The organism is Limisphaera ngatamarikiensis (genome assembly GCF_011044775.1).
GTDB lineage: Bacteria > Verrucomicrobiota > Verrucomicrobiia > Limisphaerales > Limisphaeraceae > Limisphaera > Limisphaera ngatamarikiensis.
This window is the reverse complement of sequence record NZ_JAAKYA010000053.1, coordinates 259,425-276,960: the sequence shown is the minus strand read 5'-3', so window position 1 is coordinate 276,960 and position 17,536 is coordinate 259,425. Positions and strand designations below refer to the sequence as shown.

8 protein-coding genes and 1 tRNA gene are annotated in these 17,536 nt (G+C 66.8%); 4 read left to right on the top strand and 5 right to left on the bottom strand.

What is annotated here, in order from left to right; genetic code table 11:
- The first annotated feature begins 239 nt into the window (after window positions 1-239).
- Window positions 240-4,610 carry a rhamnogalacturonan lyase family protein gene (locus G4L39_RS08995; RefSeq protein WP_205880895.1) on the top strand — a complete coding sequence of 1,457 codons (4,371 nt, stop codon included), beginning with the start codon at window positions 240-242 and terminating at the stop codon, window positions 4,608-4,610.
- Window positions 4,607-8,221: a rhamnogalacturonan lyase family protein gene (locus tag G4L39_RS08990; RefSeq protein WP_165107590.1), complete on the top strand. Its 3,615-nt coding sequence runs from the start codon at window positions 4,607-4,609 to the stop codon at window positions 8,219-8,221. Before G4L39_RS08995 ends, G4L39_RS08990 begins: the two co-directional genes overlap by 4 nt.
- Window positions 8,222-8,236: 15 nt before the next feature.
- Here G4L39_RS08990 and G4L39_RS08985 read toward each other — a convergent pair whose 3' ends face one another.
- Window positions 8,237-9,880, bottom strand: coding sequence for a glycoside hydrolase family 5 protein (locus G4L39_RS08985; RefSeq protein ID WP_165107589.1), 1,644 nt, complete (start codon window positions 9,878-9,880; stop codon window positions 8,237-8,239).
- A gap of 353 nt (window positions 9,881-10,233) precedes the next feature.
- Between G4L39_RS08985 and G4L39_RS08980 the strand changes: the two genes are divergently transcribed.
- Complete coding sequence (locus G4L39_RS08980; protein ID WP_165107588.1) at window positions 10,234-11,007, top strand: Crp/Fnr family transcriptional regulator; 774 nt, start codon at window positions 10,234-10,236, stop codon at window positions 11,005-11,007.
- 17 nt (window positions 11,008-11,024) lie between these two features.
- Here the strand turns inward: G4L39_RS08980 and G4L39_RS08975 are convergent, their stop codons facing one another.
- Window positions 11,025-13,388, bottom strand: a complete 2,364-nt coding sequence (locus G4L39_RS08975) for a heavy metal translocating P-type ATPase (protein ID WP_205880894.1) — start codon at window positions 13,386-13,388, stop codon at window positions 11,025-11,027.
- Between the two features lie 237 nt (window positions 13,389-13,625).
- A tRNA-Leu gene (locus G4L39_RS08970) sits at window positions 13,626-13,710 on the bottom strand.
- A gap of 154 nt (window positions 13,711-13,864) precedes the next feature.
- On the opposite strand from G4L39_RS08970, the gene G4L39_RS08965 reads away from it, so the two are divergent.
- Window positions 13,865-15,679, top strand: a complete 1,815-nt coding sequence (locus G4L39_RS08965; protein WP_165107586.1) for a glutamine--tRNA ligase/YqeY domain fusion protein — start codon at window positions 13,865-13,867, stop codon at window positions 15,677-15,679.
- A gap of 103 nt (window positions 15,680-15,782) precedes the next feature.
- Here the strand turns inward: G4L39_RS08965 and G4L39_RS08960 are convergent, their stop codons facing one another.
- Together G4L39_RS08960 and G4L39_RS08955 are read right to left on the bottom strand one after the other, a co-directional pair.
- Window positions 15,783-16,373: a Maf family protein gene (locus G4L39_RS08960; RefSeq protein WP_165107585.1), complete on the bottom strand. Its 591-nt coding sequence runs from the start codon at window positions 16,371-16,373 to the stop codon at window positions 15,783-15,785.
- Between the two features lie 52 nt (window positions 16,374-16,425).
- The gene (locus tag G4L39_RS08955) at window positions 16,426-17,487 is read right to left on the bottom strand and encodes a 3-keto-alpha-glucoside-1,2-lyase-like domain-containing protein (protein WP_165107584.1); all 1,062 of its coding nucleotides are present in this window, start codon (window positions 17,485-17,487) and stop codon (window positions 16,426-16,428) included.
- Window positions 17,488-17,536 lie beyond the last annotated feature (49 nt).

Genomic DNA, 17,536 nt, shown 5'->3' with positions numbered 1-17,536 from the left:
CAACCGACCACCCCCGCCGGCAGGCTGTTTGGGCCGGCCTGACTCTCCCACCGAACCCGCAGATGTGCCCTCGACCCCAATCCATGGCCGTGCCTGAAATGGCCAATTCTGGCGATTGTGTGAGCGCTCCTCAGGATCCAAACTGGGCGGCGGAGCGATCCGGGAAGCTCATGGAGACAAGGAGGCCAACGGCGACAGGACGGCTGCGTGGTCGGGGCCACAGCGGCGCGTTGATGATCATGGCCCTGTTGTGGCTTGGAGCGGCATCCGCGCCCGCGCAACGTCAGATGGAATGCCTGGGCCGGGGAATGGTGGCACTGCGACGCAGCTCCAGCGAGGTGTGGGTGGGGTGGCGCTGGTTGGGCCAGGATCCGCCCGGGATTGCCTTCAACCTCTACCGCGTGACCGGTGGCGTGACCAACCGGCTCAACAGTCAGCCCCTGCAACAGACGACGGATTACGTGGACCGACCGCCCACGTTTGCCGTGCCGCATCTGTATTTCATCCGACCCGTGTTGGACGGGCAGGAGGTGGAGGATCGGTGGGCGCATCCCCTGGGACGTTCGTCCTGTACGTTACCGGCAAACCCGCCCGTGCCGACCGATGCGCAAGGGCGGCTTGCGCCGTACCTGTCCATCCCCCTGGACGTGCCACCGGGAGGCGTCACTCCCGACGGTGTGGAATACACGTATTCACCCAATGACGTCAGCCCGGGCGACCTGGACGGCGATGGCGAATACGAACTGGTGGTCAAGTGGGACCCGTCCAACAGCAAGGACAACTCCCAGTCGGGCTACACGGGGAATGTTTTTCTGGACGCGTACCGTTGGGATGGCACGCGGCTGTGGCGCATTGATTTGGGGCGGAACATCCGGGCCGGCGCGCATTACACGCAGTTCATGGTGTACGATTTGGACGGGGACGGGCGGGCGGAGGTGGCCTGCAAAACCGCCCCCGGCACGCGCGATGGCTTGGGCCAGTGGGTCCTCATGCCGGGAGACAATCCACTGGCGGACTATCGAAACAGCTCCGGCTACATCCTGAGCGGGCCGGAGTATCTTACGATTTTTGACGGCCGAACCGGAGCGGCGCTGTGGACGACGAATTATCTGCCGCCGCGCGGGTCGGTCAGCGCCTGGGGCGACAGCTACGGCAACCGCGTGGACCGGTTCCTGGCCTGTGTGGCGTATCTGGACGGTGTGCGCCCCAGCCTGGTGATGTGTCGGGGCTACTACACCCGCACCGTGTTGGTGGCCTGGGATTGGCGCGACGGACGGTTGACGCATCGCTGGACATTCGACAGCAACCTCGGCTGGAGCAGCTACGCGGGGCAGGGAAACCACAACCTTTCCGTGGCCGATGTGGACGGCGACGGCCGGGACGAAATCGTCTACGGCGCCTGCACCATCGACCACGATGGACGCGGTTTGTACACCACGGGCCTGGGCCATGGGGATGCCATGCATGTCTCGGACATGGACCCGGACCGACCGGGCTTGGAGGTCTGGCAGGTGCACGAGACGCCGTCAGCTGCCGGAGGGGGGTCGTTCCGGGACGCACGCACCGGCGCGTTGATCTGGGGCATTGAAGGTCCGGGCGACACCGGGCGCGGCCTGGCTTCCCCGATTGATGGCCGCTACCGTGGTTACCAGTTCTGGTCTTCCGTCTCCCCGGGCGTGCTGGACCTGAGCGGACAACCGATTTCCGCCAACCGTCCCTCCATCAATTTCGCAGTCTGGTGGGACGCGGACGTCCTGCGCGAACTGCACGACAGCGCCGGGAGCGACGGGACCGCCGCCAAGCTGGACAAATGGACCGGCAACGGCGTGCAGCGGTTGGTGAGTTTTTACTCGGTGGACGGCGGAGCCCTCAACATCAACGGCACCAAGGCCAATCCCTGTTTGAGTGGCGATCTTTTGGGCGATTGGCGCGAGGAAATCCTGCTCCGGAGCGCCGACAACTCGCGGTTGATGCTGTTCTTTTCGACGGTCCCGGCCACCAATCGGTTCCGCACCTTCCTCCATGACCCGCAGTACCGGCTGGCCCTGGCCTGGCAAAACGTCGCCTACAACCAGCCGCCGCACCCGGGGTTCTACGTGGGGCCCGGCATGGACGAACCGCCGTTGTACCCCACCAGCCCGGCGGACCTGGCCTGGGCCGGCGTGCCCAACGCCGTCTGGGGCCCGGGCCAGCCCGGCTGGATCCTCAACAACGTTTGGACCCAGACCGTCACCTCCACCTACGCAGAGGGTCAATCGGTCCTGTTTGATCTCCGCGGCTCCGCGCAGCCGCGGGTTCAGCTCGCAGGCGAACTGCGTCCGTCCTCGGTCACCGTGTTTGCACCGGTGGATTTCGAGTTCGCCGGGGGCACGCTCGCCGGCTCGATGTCGCTGTACAAGGCCGGCACCGGCACCCTGACCTTGAAAAACACGAACACCTTCACCGGGCCCACCGAGATCAGCGAGGGCGGATTGGTGGTGGAGGGTCTTCTGACGGCAAGCCCGGTCCGCGTCCGGCCCGGCGTTTGGCTGAACAGTCGGTTGGGCGGGACCGGAGTGATCGGCGGCGGCGCGACGTTGGAACGCAGCTGCGTCCTGGACCCCGGCCGCGGCCCCGCTCAAATCGGGCTCCTGACCATTTCCAATCAGTTGGTGCTCCGGGGGGCGCGATTGTGGTTTGATCTTTCGGCGCAACCACCGGATGCACCCGGCGCGCACGATCGTGTGCGGGTTTTTGGCACCGTGGTGTTGGAGGGGACCAATCGGGTCACGCTTCGATGGACCGAAGGGTCGCCACCGCCCGGGGTATATCCACTGATCGAGTGGCAGGGGGCATTGAGCGGATCCGTTGCTCGGGTGGTGCTGGAAGACCCTCCCCGGCCCGATCTCTGGTTGACCGTCCTCTCCAACACGCTGGCCGTGGTGGTGCCGGAAGGCCCCACAGAAGGCGGTCGCCTGTTGGTCTGGGCCGGCGTTAGCACGAATTGGGATACGGGCCTGACACCGGCCTGGGTGGCGGAAGGTCAACCCACCCTGTTCCGCACGGGTGACAGCGTGAGGTTCGACAATACCGGAGCCCGGGCGCCGAGTGTGAACCTCGTCGGGGTCTTGGAACCTTCCCTGGTCACCGTGGACGCAGATGTGAACTATGAGTTTGTGGGCTCGGGCTCTCTGGCCGGCTCGAATCGCCTGGTGAAGTCCGGCCCGGGCACGCTCACCCTGGCGACGACCAACACCTTCAGCGGGGGGATCCTCCTCAGCAATGGCGTGCTGGCCCTTCGGGGGTCGACTCCGGGCACGCTGACCGCCAACCAATGGGCTCCCGGCACGGGCCCGGTTTCCTTCCACGGGGGGATCCTTCAGCTCTACGGGTACGGACTGCGCGACGACACCCGGGGCTACGGGGCTTTCACCAATCAACTGATCGTCCCGGCCGGACAACAAGGGACCTTGCGCACCGGGCCGCGTCAGACCTTGGCCAGCCGGGTCTTGGGCGGCGGCACATTGCACCTGTTTGTGGACTACGTCCGCGGTGAGGTCACGGGCGATTGGACGAACTTCAGCGGCACGCTCCAGGTTCATGCCACGACCAACACGTCCACCTCTTCCACGTACGACGATTTCCGTGTGGGTACCGTGGCGGGCTTCCCCCGTGCCCGCGTGCACCTGGGTCCCGGAGTGGCGATGTACAGTCGGGCCCCCGCGGACAGTGTGATCCCCGTGGGCATGCTCTCCGCCGATGAGGGGGCGTTGATGCTGGCCGGGGGCGGCTCCGGGCTGGGCGCGCAAAATGCCGTCACATGGTGCGTGGGCGGCACCGATGCATCGGGCACCAATCGAGCCACCATCCGCGGCAATACCTCGCTGATCAAGGAGGGCACCGGCATCTGGGTACTGACCGGCTCGAACGACTATTCAGGAACCACCGTGGTGAGTGCGGGCCGGCTGGTGATCTCGGGCGACCAACGGGGTGCGACCGGCGCCGTCACCGTTGCGGTTGGGGCGTCGTTGGGCGGCGCCGGCGTGGTCGGTGGAACCACACGGGTCAGCGGCACTTTGCACCCGGGCGGAGCCGAACCGGTGACCCTTACCTTTGCCCGCGACCTGATCCTAGAAAACACGGCCGTCACGGTCCTGAAGCTCGCCGCGCCGGACCATGACCAAATTGTGGTGGAGGGCACATGCACATTGAACGGCCGGCTTCAAGTGCTGTCCATCCGGCCCGAACCGCTAACGGCCGGGCAATCCTTCACGCTCATCCGCGCGGGAAACCTGCAGGGGGCCTTCCAGGAGTTCGAGTTGCCGGAACTGGAGGAGGGGTTGGCGTGGCGGACCGAACGATTGGCCCTGGACGGTACCCTCCGGATCGTTCGCACCACACCGCCGCGGCTGGAGCCGCCCGAGCGCACCACCGGCGGCTGGATCCTCCGGGCCGGCGACGGAACGCCCGGCTGGCCGGTCCGGCTCCGCCGCACCCCGGACCTCACCCGGCCGCTTTCCGAGTGGGAGGTCATCGCTGAAACCCGGTTCGATGCCAACGGGCAGGCGGTGTTTGCCCTGGAGGTCTCAACCAACGTTCCTGCTGTCTTTTATCGGCTTGAAGTACCATGAACCAGCCTCACAAGAAACCCGGGATCGGACGGATCCGGCGGATCCGAGGGGTCGAACGAATCACTCGCCTTTCCAGCGCGCTCCTCACCTTCTGGGCCGTGACCGTGGTGGCGGAGCCGCCTGCATTTTGGAGCTGGGCCGAACGCCCACCCATGGGTTGGAACAGTTGGGACTGTTTCGGGACCACTGTCACCGAGGACCAAACCCGTGCCCAGGCCGATGTGATGGCAAGCCTGCTCAAGCCCCATGGCTGGGAGTACATTGTGGTGGACATCCAATGGTACGAGCCCAAAGCCCGGGGTTACGGTTATCGCGAGGGCGCGGAACTTTGCATGGATCCCTGGGGCCGTCTGTGGCCCGCCACCAACCGGTTCCCCTCCTCCGCAAACGGTGCCGGGTTCAAACCCCTGGCCGACTACATCCACGGCCTCGGCCTGAAGTTCGGCGTGCATCTCATGCGTGGCATTCCCCGACAGGCCGTGCACCGCAACACCCCCATCAAGGACTCACCCTGGCACGCCCGCGACATCGCAGACACCCAACGCATCTGCCCTTGGAATCCCGACATGTATGGCGTCAACCCTGAACACCCGGGTGCGCAAGCATGGTACGACTCGGTCTTCCGTCTCCTGGCACAGTGGGGAGTGGACTATGTCAAGGTGGACGACATCAGCCGGCCCTACCACGATCACGAAGGCGAAATCGAACTGATTCGTCGGGCCCTGGACCGCTGCGGCCGGCCCATGGTGCTGAGTCTTTCGCCCGGGGAAACCGCACTGACCGCCGGTGACCACGTCGTGCGCCACGCCAACCTCTGGCGGATCAGCGACGATTTCTGGGACAACTGGCCCGCGCTTTGGGAACAGTTCGAGCGCCTGCACCAGTGGACACCCTTCCGCGGGCCCGGACACTGGCCGGATGCCGACATGTTGCCTCTGGGAGTTCTGGAATTCGGAACCCGCACCACGCGCTTCACCCGCGACGAACAGATCACCCTCATGACGCTCTGGGCCATCGCCCGGTCCCCGCTCATGTTCGGGGGCGATCTCACGCGGTTGGATGAGTGGACGCTGTCCCTGCTCACCAACCGTGAAGTACTGGCGGTGAACCAGCACAGCACCGGCAACCGCCAATGGTTCCGCCAGGGCGACCTGATCGCCTGGACCGCCGACGTCCCCGGCACGGCCGACAGGTACCTGGCCCTGTTCCATGCACCCCCGCCCCGAAGGATCCAGCCCGATGCAGCCCTGTGGCAAAGCCCGATCGTGAACCGCCAAACGCCGGGCCAGGGCGTGGACGTGGACGTACCCCTGCACGGCGCACGGGAACTTTACCTCGTGGTGACCGACGCCGGAGACGACATCTTCGGCGACCACGCCAACTGGGTCGAACCGCGAATCCTCACCAGCACGGGCGAACTGGCCCTCATCCAACTGCCGTGGCGGTCGGCCCAAACCGGTTGGGGTCGGGTGGCCATCGGACGGGATGCCGGTGGCGGGCCCATGCGCGTGGGCGGACGCACCATCACCAACGGCATTGGCACCCATGCCCTTTCGATCCTGGCCTACGACCTGCCGCAAGGTGCACGGCGGTTTCGCGCCTTCGCGGCGCTCGACGATGAGGGCGTACGCCTGGATCGCGGCGCCACCGTCCGGTTTCTTGTTTTCACGAACGATCCCCTGGCCCTCCCACCGCCGCGCACAATCACGGTGGACCTGGCCGGGCTCGGGTTCCGCGGACCGGTGCGCGTTCGGGATCTCTGGACCCAACAGGACCTCGGACGCTTTGAGGGCCGATTCGCCCGCGAAGTGCCTCCGCACGGCGCCGCCCTGCTCCGCCTGACGCCGTTGTCCTCCGCGGCGGCCGCACCGACGGGCCCGGGCGCAAAAGAGCTCCGGGCCGGGGCGCAGCAGGCTCGGACTCGCTCGGGACAAGAACCCCCTCAGGCCGTTTTCGGACAACACCTGGACCGTGGTTTGGTAGCTTTTGTCCTCACCAACGGACACGTCTTCTCCAGCTGGCGCCTGCTTTTGAGTGATCCGCCGGGGGTCCAATTTGTGCTGGAACGCAGCCCGGACGGGCGCAGCAACTGGACCCCTGTGCATTCGGAGCCCCTAACCAATCGCTGCAACTGGACCGACACCACGGCCGAAGGTCGTCGCTGGTACTATCGCGTGCAGGCGCTGGGCCCGGACGGCGTCGCCCGACCCTCCACCCCGGTGCGGGCCGAACCGGTGGAGGGCCCCACGGCCTTCCGCCGCATCCGGCTCCAGGGCAATTACCGGTTCGACAAGGTTGGTATCGCAGACCTCGACGGGGACGGCGCCCTTGACTTCGTCATCAAACAACCTCACCAAGTGAGCGACCCTGGCGTGTGGCGACCCAGCGAGGACACGTTCAAACTTGAAGCCTATCGCAGCGACGGCACGTTCCTGTGGCGGCGGGACCTCGGCTGGAACATTGAACAGGGCGTTTGGTGGTCGCCCATGCTCGTGTATGACCTGGACGGCGACGGCCGGGCCGAGGTGGCGGTCAAAACCGCACCCACCGACGTGGATTACAGGGACTCAACCGGCCGTGTCACCAGCGGCCCCGAATGGTGCTCGATACTCGACGGCCTCACCGGCCGGGAAATTGCGCGGGTGGACTGGCCCGCGCGCGGCAACGTCACCGACTGGGGCGACGCCAACAACAACCGTGCCTCCCGACACCTCATGGGCGTGGCCTACCTTGACGGTCGCAAACCCAGCCTCCTGCTCATGCGTGGCACCTACACCAAAATGGTCGTCCACGCCTACAACCTCGTACAGGGCCGACTCGTACCCGTCTGGCAATGGTGCGGCGACGACGAACGCCCGCCGGTCCGGGGCCAGGGCATGCACGGCGTGCACACCGTGGACCTCGACGGCGACGGCTGCGACGAAATCGTCCTCGGCGCGGCCGTCCTCCGCTCCACCGGCCGAATCCTCTGGAACCTCGGCATGGGTCACCCCGATGCCGTCTATGTCTCGGACATCCTGCCGCACCGCCACGGCCTGGAAATCATCTACGGCTTCGAAACCCGCCAGACCCGCAACGGCATCTGCCTCGTCGACGCCCGCACCGGCCGGCTCATCTGGGGATGTGAACATCCCACCGAGCACGTCCACAGCCAGGGCATGTTCGGCGACTTTGATCCCGACAACCCCGGCCCCGAGTTCTACGTGGGCGAGAAGTTCAAGCCCGACCGCTGGACCTATAGTGCCCGCGACGGACGGCTCCTCCGCCAGGAGGAGCTCGGCAGCCTGTCACCCTACGCCCTCTGGTGGGACGACGGCTGGACCCGATGGGTGGCCGTCCGGGGCCAAATCGGGCCCTACCATCAGCCGCCCCGGGACACCTACGAGGGACGCGTGGTCGCCGTGGGTGATGTGCTGGGCGACTGGCGCGAGGAACTGATCACCTGCGTGCCCGGTGAATTGCGAATCTACACGACCACCCGTCCTTCCACCGTTCGTCGCGTTTGCTGGCTGGAGGACCGGGCCTACCGCACCGGTCTGGCCCATGCCGCCATGGGCTATCTGTACCCGCCGCAGCCGGTCGGCTCCTGGGTGCCGGCCCCGCAACGTTGAGCGGCTGACGGGCCACTACCAGCGCGGCTTCTGATTCCGGCCAAACCACTCCTGCAGCAGCCGTTGACGCTCCGTCGGCTGCGCCGCGGGCCGCGTGTCCGCCCGATCCTCACCATGCTCCACGCTCCAACCGTGCCATTCGCGAAAGGCGTGATAACTCCAGTCCCAGCCCCAAGATTCGAAAATCCCGACCACGTCGCGCAAATAACGGTGGGCGCTCCCTTCCGGGGCCCATCGGATGGCACTGAATTCCCCCGCGTAAATGTGCATGCCGTAGGTCTGCTGGAACTGTCGGACCGGCTGCAACGCACGTTCCAGACGCGCCCGGTCCCACCGCTCGCCCTGGATCTCCCCGGGGTAGGGCACCGGCGGATCCTCGCCGTACACGCCCTGATGCGTGAACCGGTGAGGTTCGTACATGTGCACGCTGTACACCACACGGTCCAACGACAGCGGCACCCAATCCACAAACCCGGACGGTCCACCCCAATCGGCCGGCTCCACAATCAACGTGCGTCCGGGATCCACAGCGTGGATGGCCCGTCCCACCCGCTCGGCCAGACCCGGCCAGTCCGCGCAGCCCTCGGCCACATACTCCTCCACCGGCTCGTTCACCAGGTCGAACCCCCAGATCGTCGGCACCCCCCGATACCTGCGGGCGATCCGCTCCCACACTTCCACCAGCTTCGCCTGGGCGCGCGGATCTGCGAAAAGCCCATCGTTGGCCGCCACGTAACCCCCGGCAATCGCCCGGCCGCCCGGCGGAGAATGCAGATCCACCACCACGTACAACCCATAACGCGCGCACCACGGCAGGGCCGCATCCAGTTTCCGCAGCTCCGTTTCGAGCCAGGCATCGTACGTCTCCAGGGGCGGTCGGGTTCCCGGCGTCGCATGTCGGACCAGCTGCCAGCGAACCAGGTTGGCGCCCCATTCCTCTCCCAGCACCCGCAGCCCTTCCGGATCAATGTCCGGACTCACCATTACCCCCCGCAACCGCAGCAGGTCATGCCCGCGGAAGGGCCTCTCCGGGCGCCCATCCGGCGGCCTGCGCCGCGGTGCCGCCACCACCAGGCTGAGGTCGTCGAACCACGCGCGACCGGCCACCTCTTCCAAACCAAGGACCAACCGCACCGCGGTGGCGTCCGACGGAATGCGCGTGGTGAACGAGACCCGGCGCCAGTCGAAACTGCCCACTGGCACTTCGGCCTGCGGCCAAAGGCGCCCCCTTGGCGTCTCAACCGCCAACATGAACTTGATTCCGTTCCAGGGCCGCGGCCTGGCCGTCACACCCTCCGCCCGCACCCATGCCGTGGCGCGAATCAAACATCCCCGGGCCGGTTCCACCGGCAGGTCGCGGCTTACGACCGTCGTACCCGCCCCTGCGGTCTCCTCCCGTCGGACGGCCAGACAACGTCCACCCGAGCGATCAGCCGCCCAATGCAGTTCCCCCTGCCAGCCGCGCTCCAAATCCGCCCCCTCGAAGTCCGTCGCAAACCAGACCGCCCCGACCGGCACCGCCTCAACCTGCGATGCGTCTGCCGCCGCCCGCACCCCGCTAACCGCCAAAATCCACGCAAGAATTCCCGGCACCAACCGATCGCGCGCCGTCCGATCCACTCGCGTCTCACAACTCCGGTTGACCGTCGTATTCGTCATGGCAACCGGCAACGTCCCGCGCGACCGCCCCGCCCGCAAGCCCGGAATGCACCGGCCGCCGCCCACCCACGGTCCCCAGCGACCCGGAACCGCCCATTGCCTCGACCCCCGCCCGCCTTCGATTCCATTTGCAGGCGGTCCGCGGCGAATTCAGAGTATCAGCCGAAATGGTTTCACGAAAACGGCCACGCCGGTGCTGCGACCCCTGACGGCATCCGGATCGGATTGCGCGGAGTATCGTGTGCCGCGCCGGCGGACCAAGGGGGCGGGCGCGGAGGAGTGCCCCTGCGCCGGACGGTCACCGGGCCGGGGCGCCAATGGCGGCGGGTTCCTCGGAAACCATCGCAAGATTCATGAGCGAACCGTGGCAAGATTTGAAACAGGCTGCCATCGTGGCAACGCTGCGCATGACGAGGTTGTTCGGCGGGCTGCCGCCGGAGGACCTCGATGCGGTGGCGGCCATCACCACGGCTGTCCCGCTGGAGAAAGGGCAGTACCTGTTTCGCCAGGGCGAGCCCGCTCGGGGCTTTTACATCGTGCAACGCGGCGCCATTTGCGTGCATCGGATCACACCGGCGGGCAAAGAGCAGGTCATCTGCGTGTTTCGGCCCGGCGAAACCTTTGCCGAGGCCGCCCTCGTTTCCCCGGGCGGTTACCCTGCCGACGCCCGGGCGGTCGAGCCGGCGCAGGTCCTGCGCGTGGACAAGGACGGTTTCCTTCATCTGGTGGGGCGGCGCCCGGAGCTGGCCCTGCGCATGCTCGCTTCCATGAGCCTGCACCTGCGCACCCTGGTGGGCCAACTGGAGGATCTCGGGCTCAAGGACGTGGAAACCCGCCTGGCCAACTGGTTGCTCAGGCGTTGCCCCGCCAACACGAAGGAACCCGTGACCATACAGCTCGACGTGACCAAACGGGTGTTGGCGGCTGAACTGGGCACCGTCAGCGAAACCCTCTCGCGCACGCTGGCCCGCTTCCGGGAACAGGGCCTGGCAATCGCCAAGGGCCGAACCATCACCGTCCCCTCCCCTGAAAGATTACGACAGCTGTTGCGAGCCCGCCTGGGTGAACCGGTCGAACCACCGCAGGCCCCGACTCCCTCCACCTGCCCTGCGCGCACCGGCCGCTAGGCACGCACCGCGCCTCCTCACCGCACCGCCAGCCGCCAGCGCCGCAGCCGCAACGCATTGCCAATCACGATCAGGTCCGACAAACCCATCGCCAGCGCGCACAGGATCGGGCTCAGAAACCCCAGCGCCGCTAGCGGCACCGCCGCGGCATTGTAGAAAAACGCCCAGAACAGGTTCTGATGAATCGTCCGCAGGCTGGCCCGGGCCAGCCCCAGGGCTTCCGGCACCGCTTCCAGATCCGCCCGCAACAGGATCATATCCGCCGATTCGCGCGCGATGTCCGTGGCCCGCGCCACCGCAATCCCCAGGTCCGCCTGTTCCAGCGCGGGCGCATCGTTGATCCCGTCCCCCACAAAGGCCACCCGGTCGCCCCGCGCCTGCAACGCGCGGATCCGCGCCGCCTTCTCCTCCGGCCGCACCCCGGCCAGCACCTCCGCACCGTCCAACCCCAGTTGCCCTGCAATCACCCGGGCCACCTCCACCCGGTCGCCGGTGATCATCCCGACACGAAACCCCATTCGATGCAGCCGCCCGATCACCGTGTCCGCCCCGCGCTTCAGCGTGTCACGCAGGGCAAACAACGCCAACAACCGCGACCCTTCGGCCCAGCCGATCACCGTGGCACCCTGCTGCGCCCAGGTCTCCGAAAACGTCCGCGCCCGCTCCACATCCACCCCCGCGGCTTCCAACCACGGCAGCGACCCCAGTCGCAATACCGCCGGTGCCGCATCCGTGCCGGCAACCGTCATGTCCGCCCGGCGGGCCTCCACCCCGGAACCGCGTACCTCGCGCCATTCCACCAGCGAAACCGAACCCGACCCGCCCCCTCCCAACCCTCCACGGGCCCGACAAAACTCCGCCACCCCGCGGCTGACCGGATGCAGGGATCGTTCGGCCACCCGGCCCGCCCAAAACCAGGCATCCTCCGCCTTCCCCTCCAACAACTCCGCCGCCAGCACCGTCGGCCGTCCCTCGGTCAGGGTGCCGGTCTTGTCAAACAACACCGTGGTGATTCGACCCGCCTTTTCCAAAGCCACACCGTCCCGGATCAAAATGCCCCGTGCCGCCGCCGCGTTGGCCGCAGCCATGATCGCCGCCGGGGTCGCCAGCCCCATGGCACAGGGACACGCCACAATCAACACCGCCGCAGCCACAATGAACCCGGCAGCGGCACCCTCGGGCGCGGCCACCGGCCACAACCAACCCGCCACACGATCGTGCACCGCACGGGCCGATTCCGGCCAAAACCCCCACCACAAACCGGCCGCCAACGCCAAACCGATCACCACCGGCACAAACACACTGCTCACCCGATCCCCCAGACGCTGGATTTCGGCCCGGCTCTGCTGCGCCCGTTGTACCGCCCGGATGATCTCCGCCAGCACCGTCCCGTTGCCCGTGGCCGTCACCCGCACCATCAGGCGCCCATCCAGCACCAACGTCCCTGCAAAAACCCTCGCCCCCGGCGCCTTGCACACCGGCTCGGACTCGCCCGTCAGCATGGACTCGTCCACGGCGGAGCCGCCCTCGATCACCTCCCCGTCCACCGGCACCCGGTCGCCGGGTCGCAACACCACACAATCGCCCACCTGCAACCGGGTCACCGGCACCACCTCTTCCACAAGGTCCTCCGAACCCGAGCCGGCCGCGCCCGGCCCCGCCCCCGACCGCAACCGCCGCGCCACCGGCGGCCGCAACTCCATCAACGCTCGCAACGCCGCCGAGGCCCGGGCACCGACCCGCGCCTCCAGCCAATGCCCCAAACTGATCAGCGTGAGGATCGCCGCCGATTCCATGAAATACACGTGCCCGCCCCGGCCACTCACCAACACCCACACGCTGTACGCATACGCCGTGGTCGAACCGAGCGCCACCAGCGTGTCCATGTTGGCCTGCCGGACCCGCAGCTGCCGCCATGCCCCCCGATAAAACGGTGCCCCGCCAAACACCTGCACCACCGTGGCCAACCCCAACGCCAGCCACTGAAACCATCGGACCATCCCCAACCCCAAAACCCATTCACCCGCCACCAATGGAATCGTGGCCGCCACACCCACCCACAAATTCCATTGCCAGCGTTGCGCCACCGGGCCGACCGGTTCGTCACCCGCGCCCGAAACCGGCCGCGCTTTGTACCCCGCGCGTTCCAGGCGTGTCACCAGGGCCGCCGGGTCCGCCTCTGCGGCCCACTCCACCACCGCCCGCCCGCCCGCCAGTTCCACCGTCACCGCGCGCACGCCGGGGACCGATTCCAACGCCTCGGTCACCTTCCGCACGCAGCCCTGGCAGTTCATGCCCGTGACCGCCAGAACGGTCACGGACCCATCCCCACCTGCCGATGGACCGCCCACGACATTTGGTTGACTCTCGACCTGACTCATCGCAACCCCACCTTAGCCCCGCCGACCCGCATCTCCAAGGGCTGCATCGTTCCACCCGACCCCGCGCCAGCAACCTTCAATCGCAATGGCCGAAACCGCCCTCGCTCAGTGGGACCACGGCGCAATTCCATCCCTCCCGGCCTGCAGACGCGTCTGCTCCCCGGCAACTTATGGCCCCCAGTGAAGCCCTTGGCCAACCAGTAGGAGGGAAGCTGTCCGGGACAGAAGAAAGAAAACTGGTGCCCGCGACAGGATTCGAACCTGTACGGTGTTACCCACTAGAACCTGAATCTAGCGCGTCTGCCAATTCCGCCACGCGGGCACGCCGAATGACACCTCATATGTACCCTGTCCGGCCCCGGTTGGCAAGAGGCCACCTCCGGCCCACCCAGCCCTCTCCACAGGTCCGTTCCCCCCGCGGCTCCGCGCCGGGCATTGCCCTGGAACCCAACCCCTGTATAGCCTGAACGCCGTTTATGACGAAACCGACAGCCGAGTCGCAGAACACCGTGGAGGCGCCGCCCAACGATTTCATCCGTGAAATCGTCCGCCAACACCTGGCCGAGGGACGGTACGAACGGGTCCATACCCGCTTCCCGCCCGAGCCCAACGGCTACCTCCACATCGGCCACGCCAAGAGCATCTGCCTCAACTTTGGCATCGCCCGGGAGTTCGGCGGCATCTGCAATCTCCGCATGGACGATACCAACCCCACCAAGGAGGACGTGGAATACGTCCAGGCCATCCACGAGGACGTGCGCTGGCTGATCCAGGGCTGGGCCGATCATTGCCTGGGCCTCAAACCGCGGGGCCAAACCCCGCAGACCACCACCGTCAACGGTCGGACCGATTATTACCTGCCACCCGTGGTGGGCCGATCCGACGACGACACCCTCGAACCCTTCTTTGCCTCCGACTACTTCGAGCAACTCTACCAGTTCGCCCTCCAGCTCATCCGCAAGGGCAAAGCCTACGTCTGCGACCTGTCGCCCGAGGAAACCGACCGGTACCGGGGCGCCCCCGACCGACCCGGCAGGGAAAGCCCCTGGCGCAATCGTTCCATCGAGGAAAACCTCGACCTCTTCCAGCGCATGCGGGCGGGCGAGTTCCCCGACGGTTCCCGCACCCTCCGCGCCAAAATCGACATGGCCTCACCCAACGTCTGGATGCGCGATCCGGTCCTGTACCGCATCCGCCACGCCGAACACCATCACACCGGCCGCGCCTGGTGCATCTACCCCACCTACGACTTCGCCCACTGCCTCAGCGATTACATCGAGGGCATCACCCACAGCATCTGCACCCTCGAATTCGAAGTGCACCGGCCCCTCTACGACTGGATCCTGGAAAACCTCGACCTCCCCCGGCCGCGACCGCGCCAGTACGAGTTCGCCCGCCTGAACCTCTCCTACACCGTCATGAGCAAGCGCAAGCTGCTCCAGCTCGTCCGCGAAGGCCACGTCCGCGGCTGGGACGACCCCCGCCTGCCCACCCTCCGCGGCCTCCGCCGCCGCGGCGTCACGCCCGAAGCCATCCGCAACTTCGCCTATCGCATCGGCATCACCAAATACGACGGACTTACCGACATGGCCGTGCTCGAGCACGCCATCCGGGATGACCTCAACCGCCGTGCCCTGCGGCGCCTGGCGGTGTTGCACCCCCTGCGCCTGGTCATCACCAACTACCCGGAACACCAGGTCGAGGAAGTCACCGCCATCAACAACCCGGAAGATCCCGGCGCCGGAACCCGGTCCGTGCCGTTCTGCCGCGAACTTTACATCGAACAGGACGATTTCATGGAAAACCCGCCGCCCCAGTTTTATCGCCTCCGCCCCGGCGGCGAGGTGCGGCTCAAATACGCCTACATCATCCGCTGCGACGAGGTCATCAAGGATGAGCACGGCCGCATCGTCGAACTGCGTTGCACGGCCGACCTGGAAAGCAAGGCCGGCGGCCGCAACGCCCAGCGCAAGGTCAAAAGCGCCATCCACTGGGTCAGCGCCCGACACGCCGTGCCCGCCGAGTGCCGCCTCTACGACCGGCTCTTCACCGTGCCGGAACCGGATCTCCTGGAGGACTGGCGCACCGCCCTGAATCCCCACTCGCTCCAGATCCTTCAGGCATGGTGCGAACCCGCCCTGGCGTCGGCCCGCCCGGACGAACGCTACCAGTTCGAACGCATCGGCTATTTCGTCCTCGACCCCGACAGCACCCCGGGTCGCCCGGTCTTCAACCTCACCATCACCCTGAAGGACGCCTGGGCCAGGGAGCGGGTCAAAGCGGGCTCATGATCAAAGCAACCCGTCCACGGTGCCCGCCGGCCTCCGTTCGCAACCCGGTTCCGCACCGCGCACCACCCCGGCCCGCTCGGGCAGCCGCCGTGCCCGAAACCCTTCACACCGACGTACGCGGATGCACACCAAACCGGGTCAGCTCGGTCTCCACCCGCTCCAGCGGCAGCCCCACCACGTTGGTCAGCGACCCCATCACCTCCTCGATAATCCATTCCCCGCGCTCCTGGATCGCGTAGGCACCGGCCTTGTCCAAAGGGTTCACCACCCGCAGATACCGCTCGATCTGCCGATCGTCCAGGCGCCGAAACCGCACGTCCGTCGTCACCGCAAACAGGGATTCCCGATGGGCCCGGAGATGCATGACGCTCACCCCGGTCACCACCTGATGGGTCCGGCCGGACAACCGGCGCAACATCCGGGCTGCATCCGCCAGCGAGGCCGGCTTGGCCAGAATCTCCCGATCCAGAAACACCAACGTGTCCGCGCCCAACACCACCGCATCGGGATGATGCTTGGCCACGGTCCGCGCCTTGCGGTGCGCGTTCAACTGACACAATTCCACCGGCGTCAACTGGTCCCACTCCACCTCCGGCACCTCCGGCCGCACCAACTCAAACTCATACCCCGCATGCTGCAACAATTCCGCCCGCCGCGGTGACCCGGAGGCCAGTATCAACAACGGCTGGTCCATGGTACTCCTGTTCCCACCCTCGCGCGGTTGCCGGACGACCCGAACCGCGCATTCACTCGGCCAGGTCGGCCCGGTACTTCACCTGATCCTGTAACTGACGCAAAATCGGTTGCGCCCGGGCCAACGCCGCCTCCGCGGTCTGCCCCGGTCGCCGCTCCAACCAGATCCGCACCACACCCACCGGATCCCCGTTCCGATCCCGCAACGGCGCCACCACCACCGCCGCATCCTTCCGCGGCACGTAATACGGCCGCCCCTCGGCCAGCACCTTCGCCTCGGTCGACCCTCCCGGTTCCCCCAGCGCAGCCCGATCCCGCGCGCCAACCACCACCAGCTCCGACCCCTCCCGACGCGGCACATAAATCCGCAAATCCAGAACCCGCGGATATCGGCGCAGCACCTCCTCCACCAGCCTCTGCGCCGGCGGCTCCAGCGGCGTGTAAACCACGCGCGCATCCGCAAAATACGAAACGGAATCCGACTTCGTCCAAAACCCGATCCGCCCCCGCGCAAACGAGGGATCCGTCAGCGGCGGAATCAACTCGCGCCCGTTGAGCAGGCACCGGATCTGATTACCCCGGCACTCCACCGTCAGTTCATGCCACACCCCCGAGGGAACCTCCACCTCCGGACCGATCAGCGGACCCCGTTGCCCGTCCAGAACCTTGTAAAACCGAAACGTGTTCCCTAAAGAACTGGCGCGGACCACGTAAAAATTCCGCTCATCCTGCAGCCGAAACACCACCCCGGCCATCCGCTCCCGCTGCCCCCGCACCGTCTTGAACCGCGTCGTGAACGTGAAATCTCCAAACACCAACGGCTCATACACCAACAGCGGGAACCGCTCGTCCGTGCCGTCTTCGGACAACTGCGCCAACACCGTGCGCCGACTCACCACAGGCGCCTTTTCCGACAGGGGCGGCAGCTCGGACGGTACCTCGTCCCAGATCACCCGCCATTCGCCCGGCGCCCCGCCACCCGCCAGCAGACTGCGAAATCCCTCCGGTACCCGGTCCACCTGTGTGGGACCGAAATCGAAGGCCAGCTCGGCCCCCCTCACGAAACCGAGCCCGCAACACAAAACACCCAGACACACCATCCACCAGCCCAGCATCGCCGCCCAGCGTGGCAAATTCCCGCCGCCTCCACAAGCTACCGCCGCC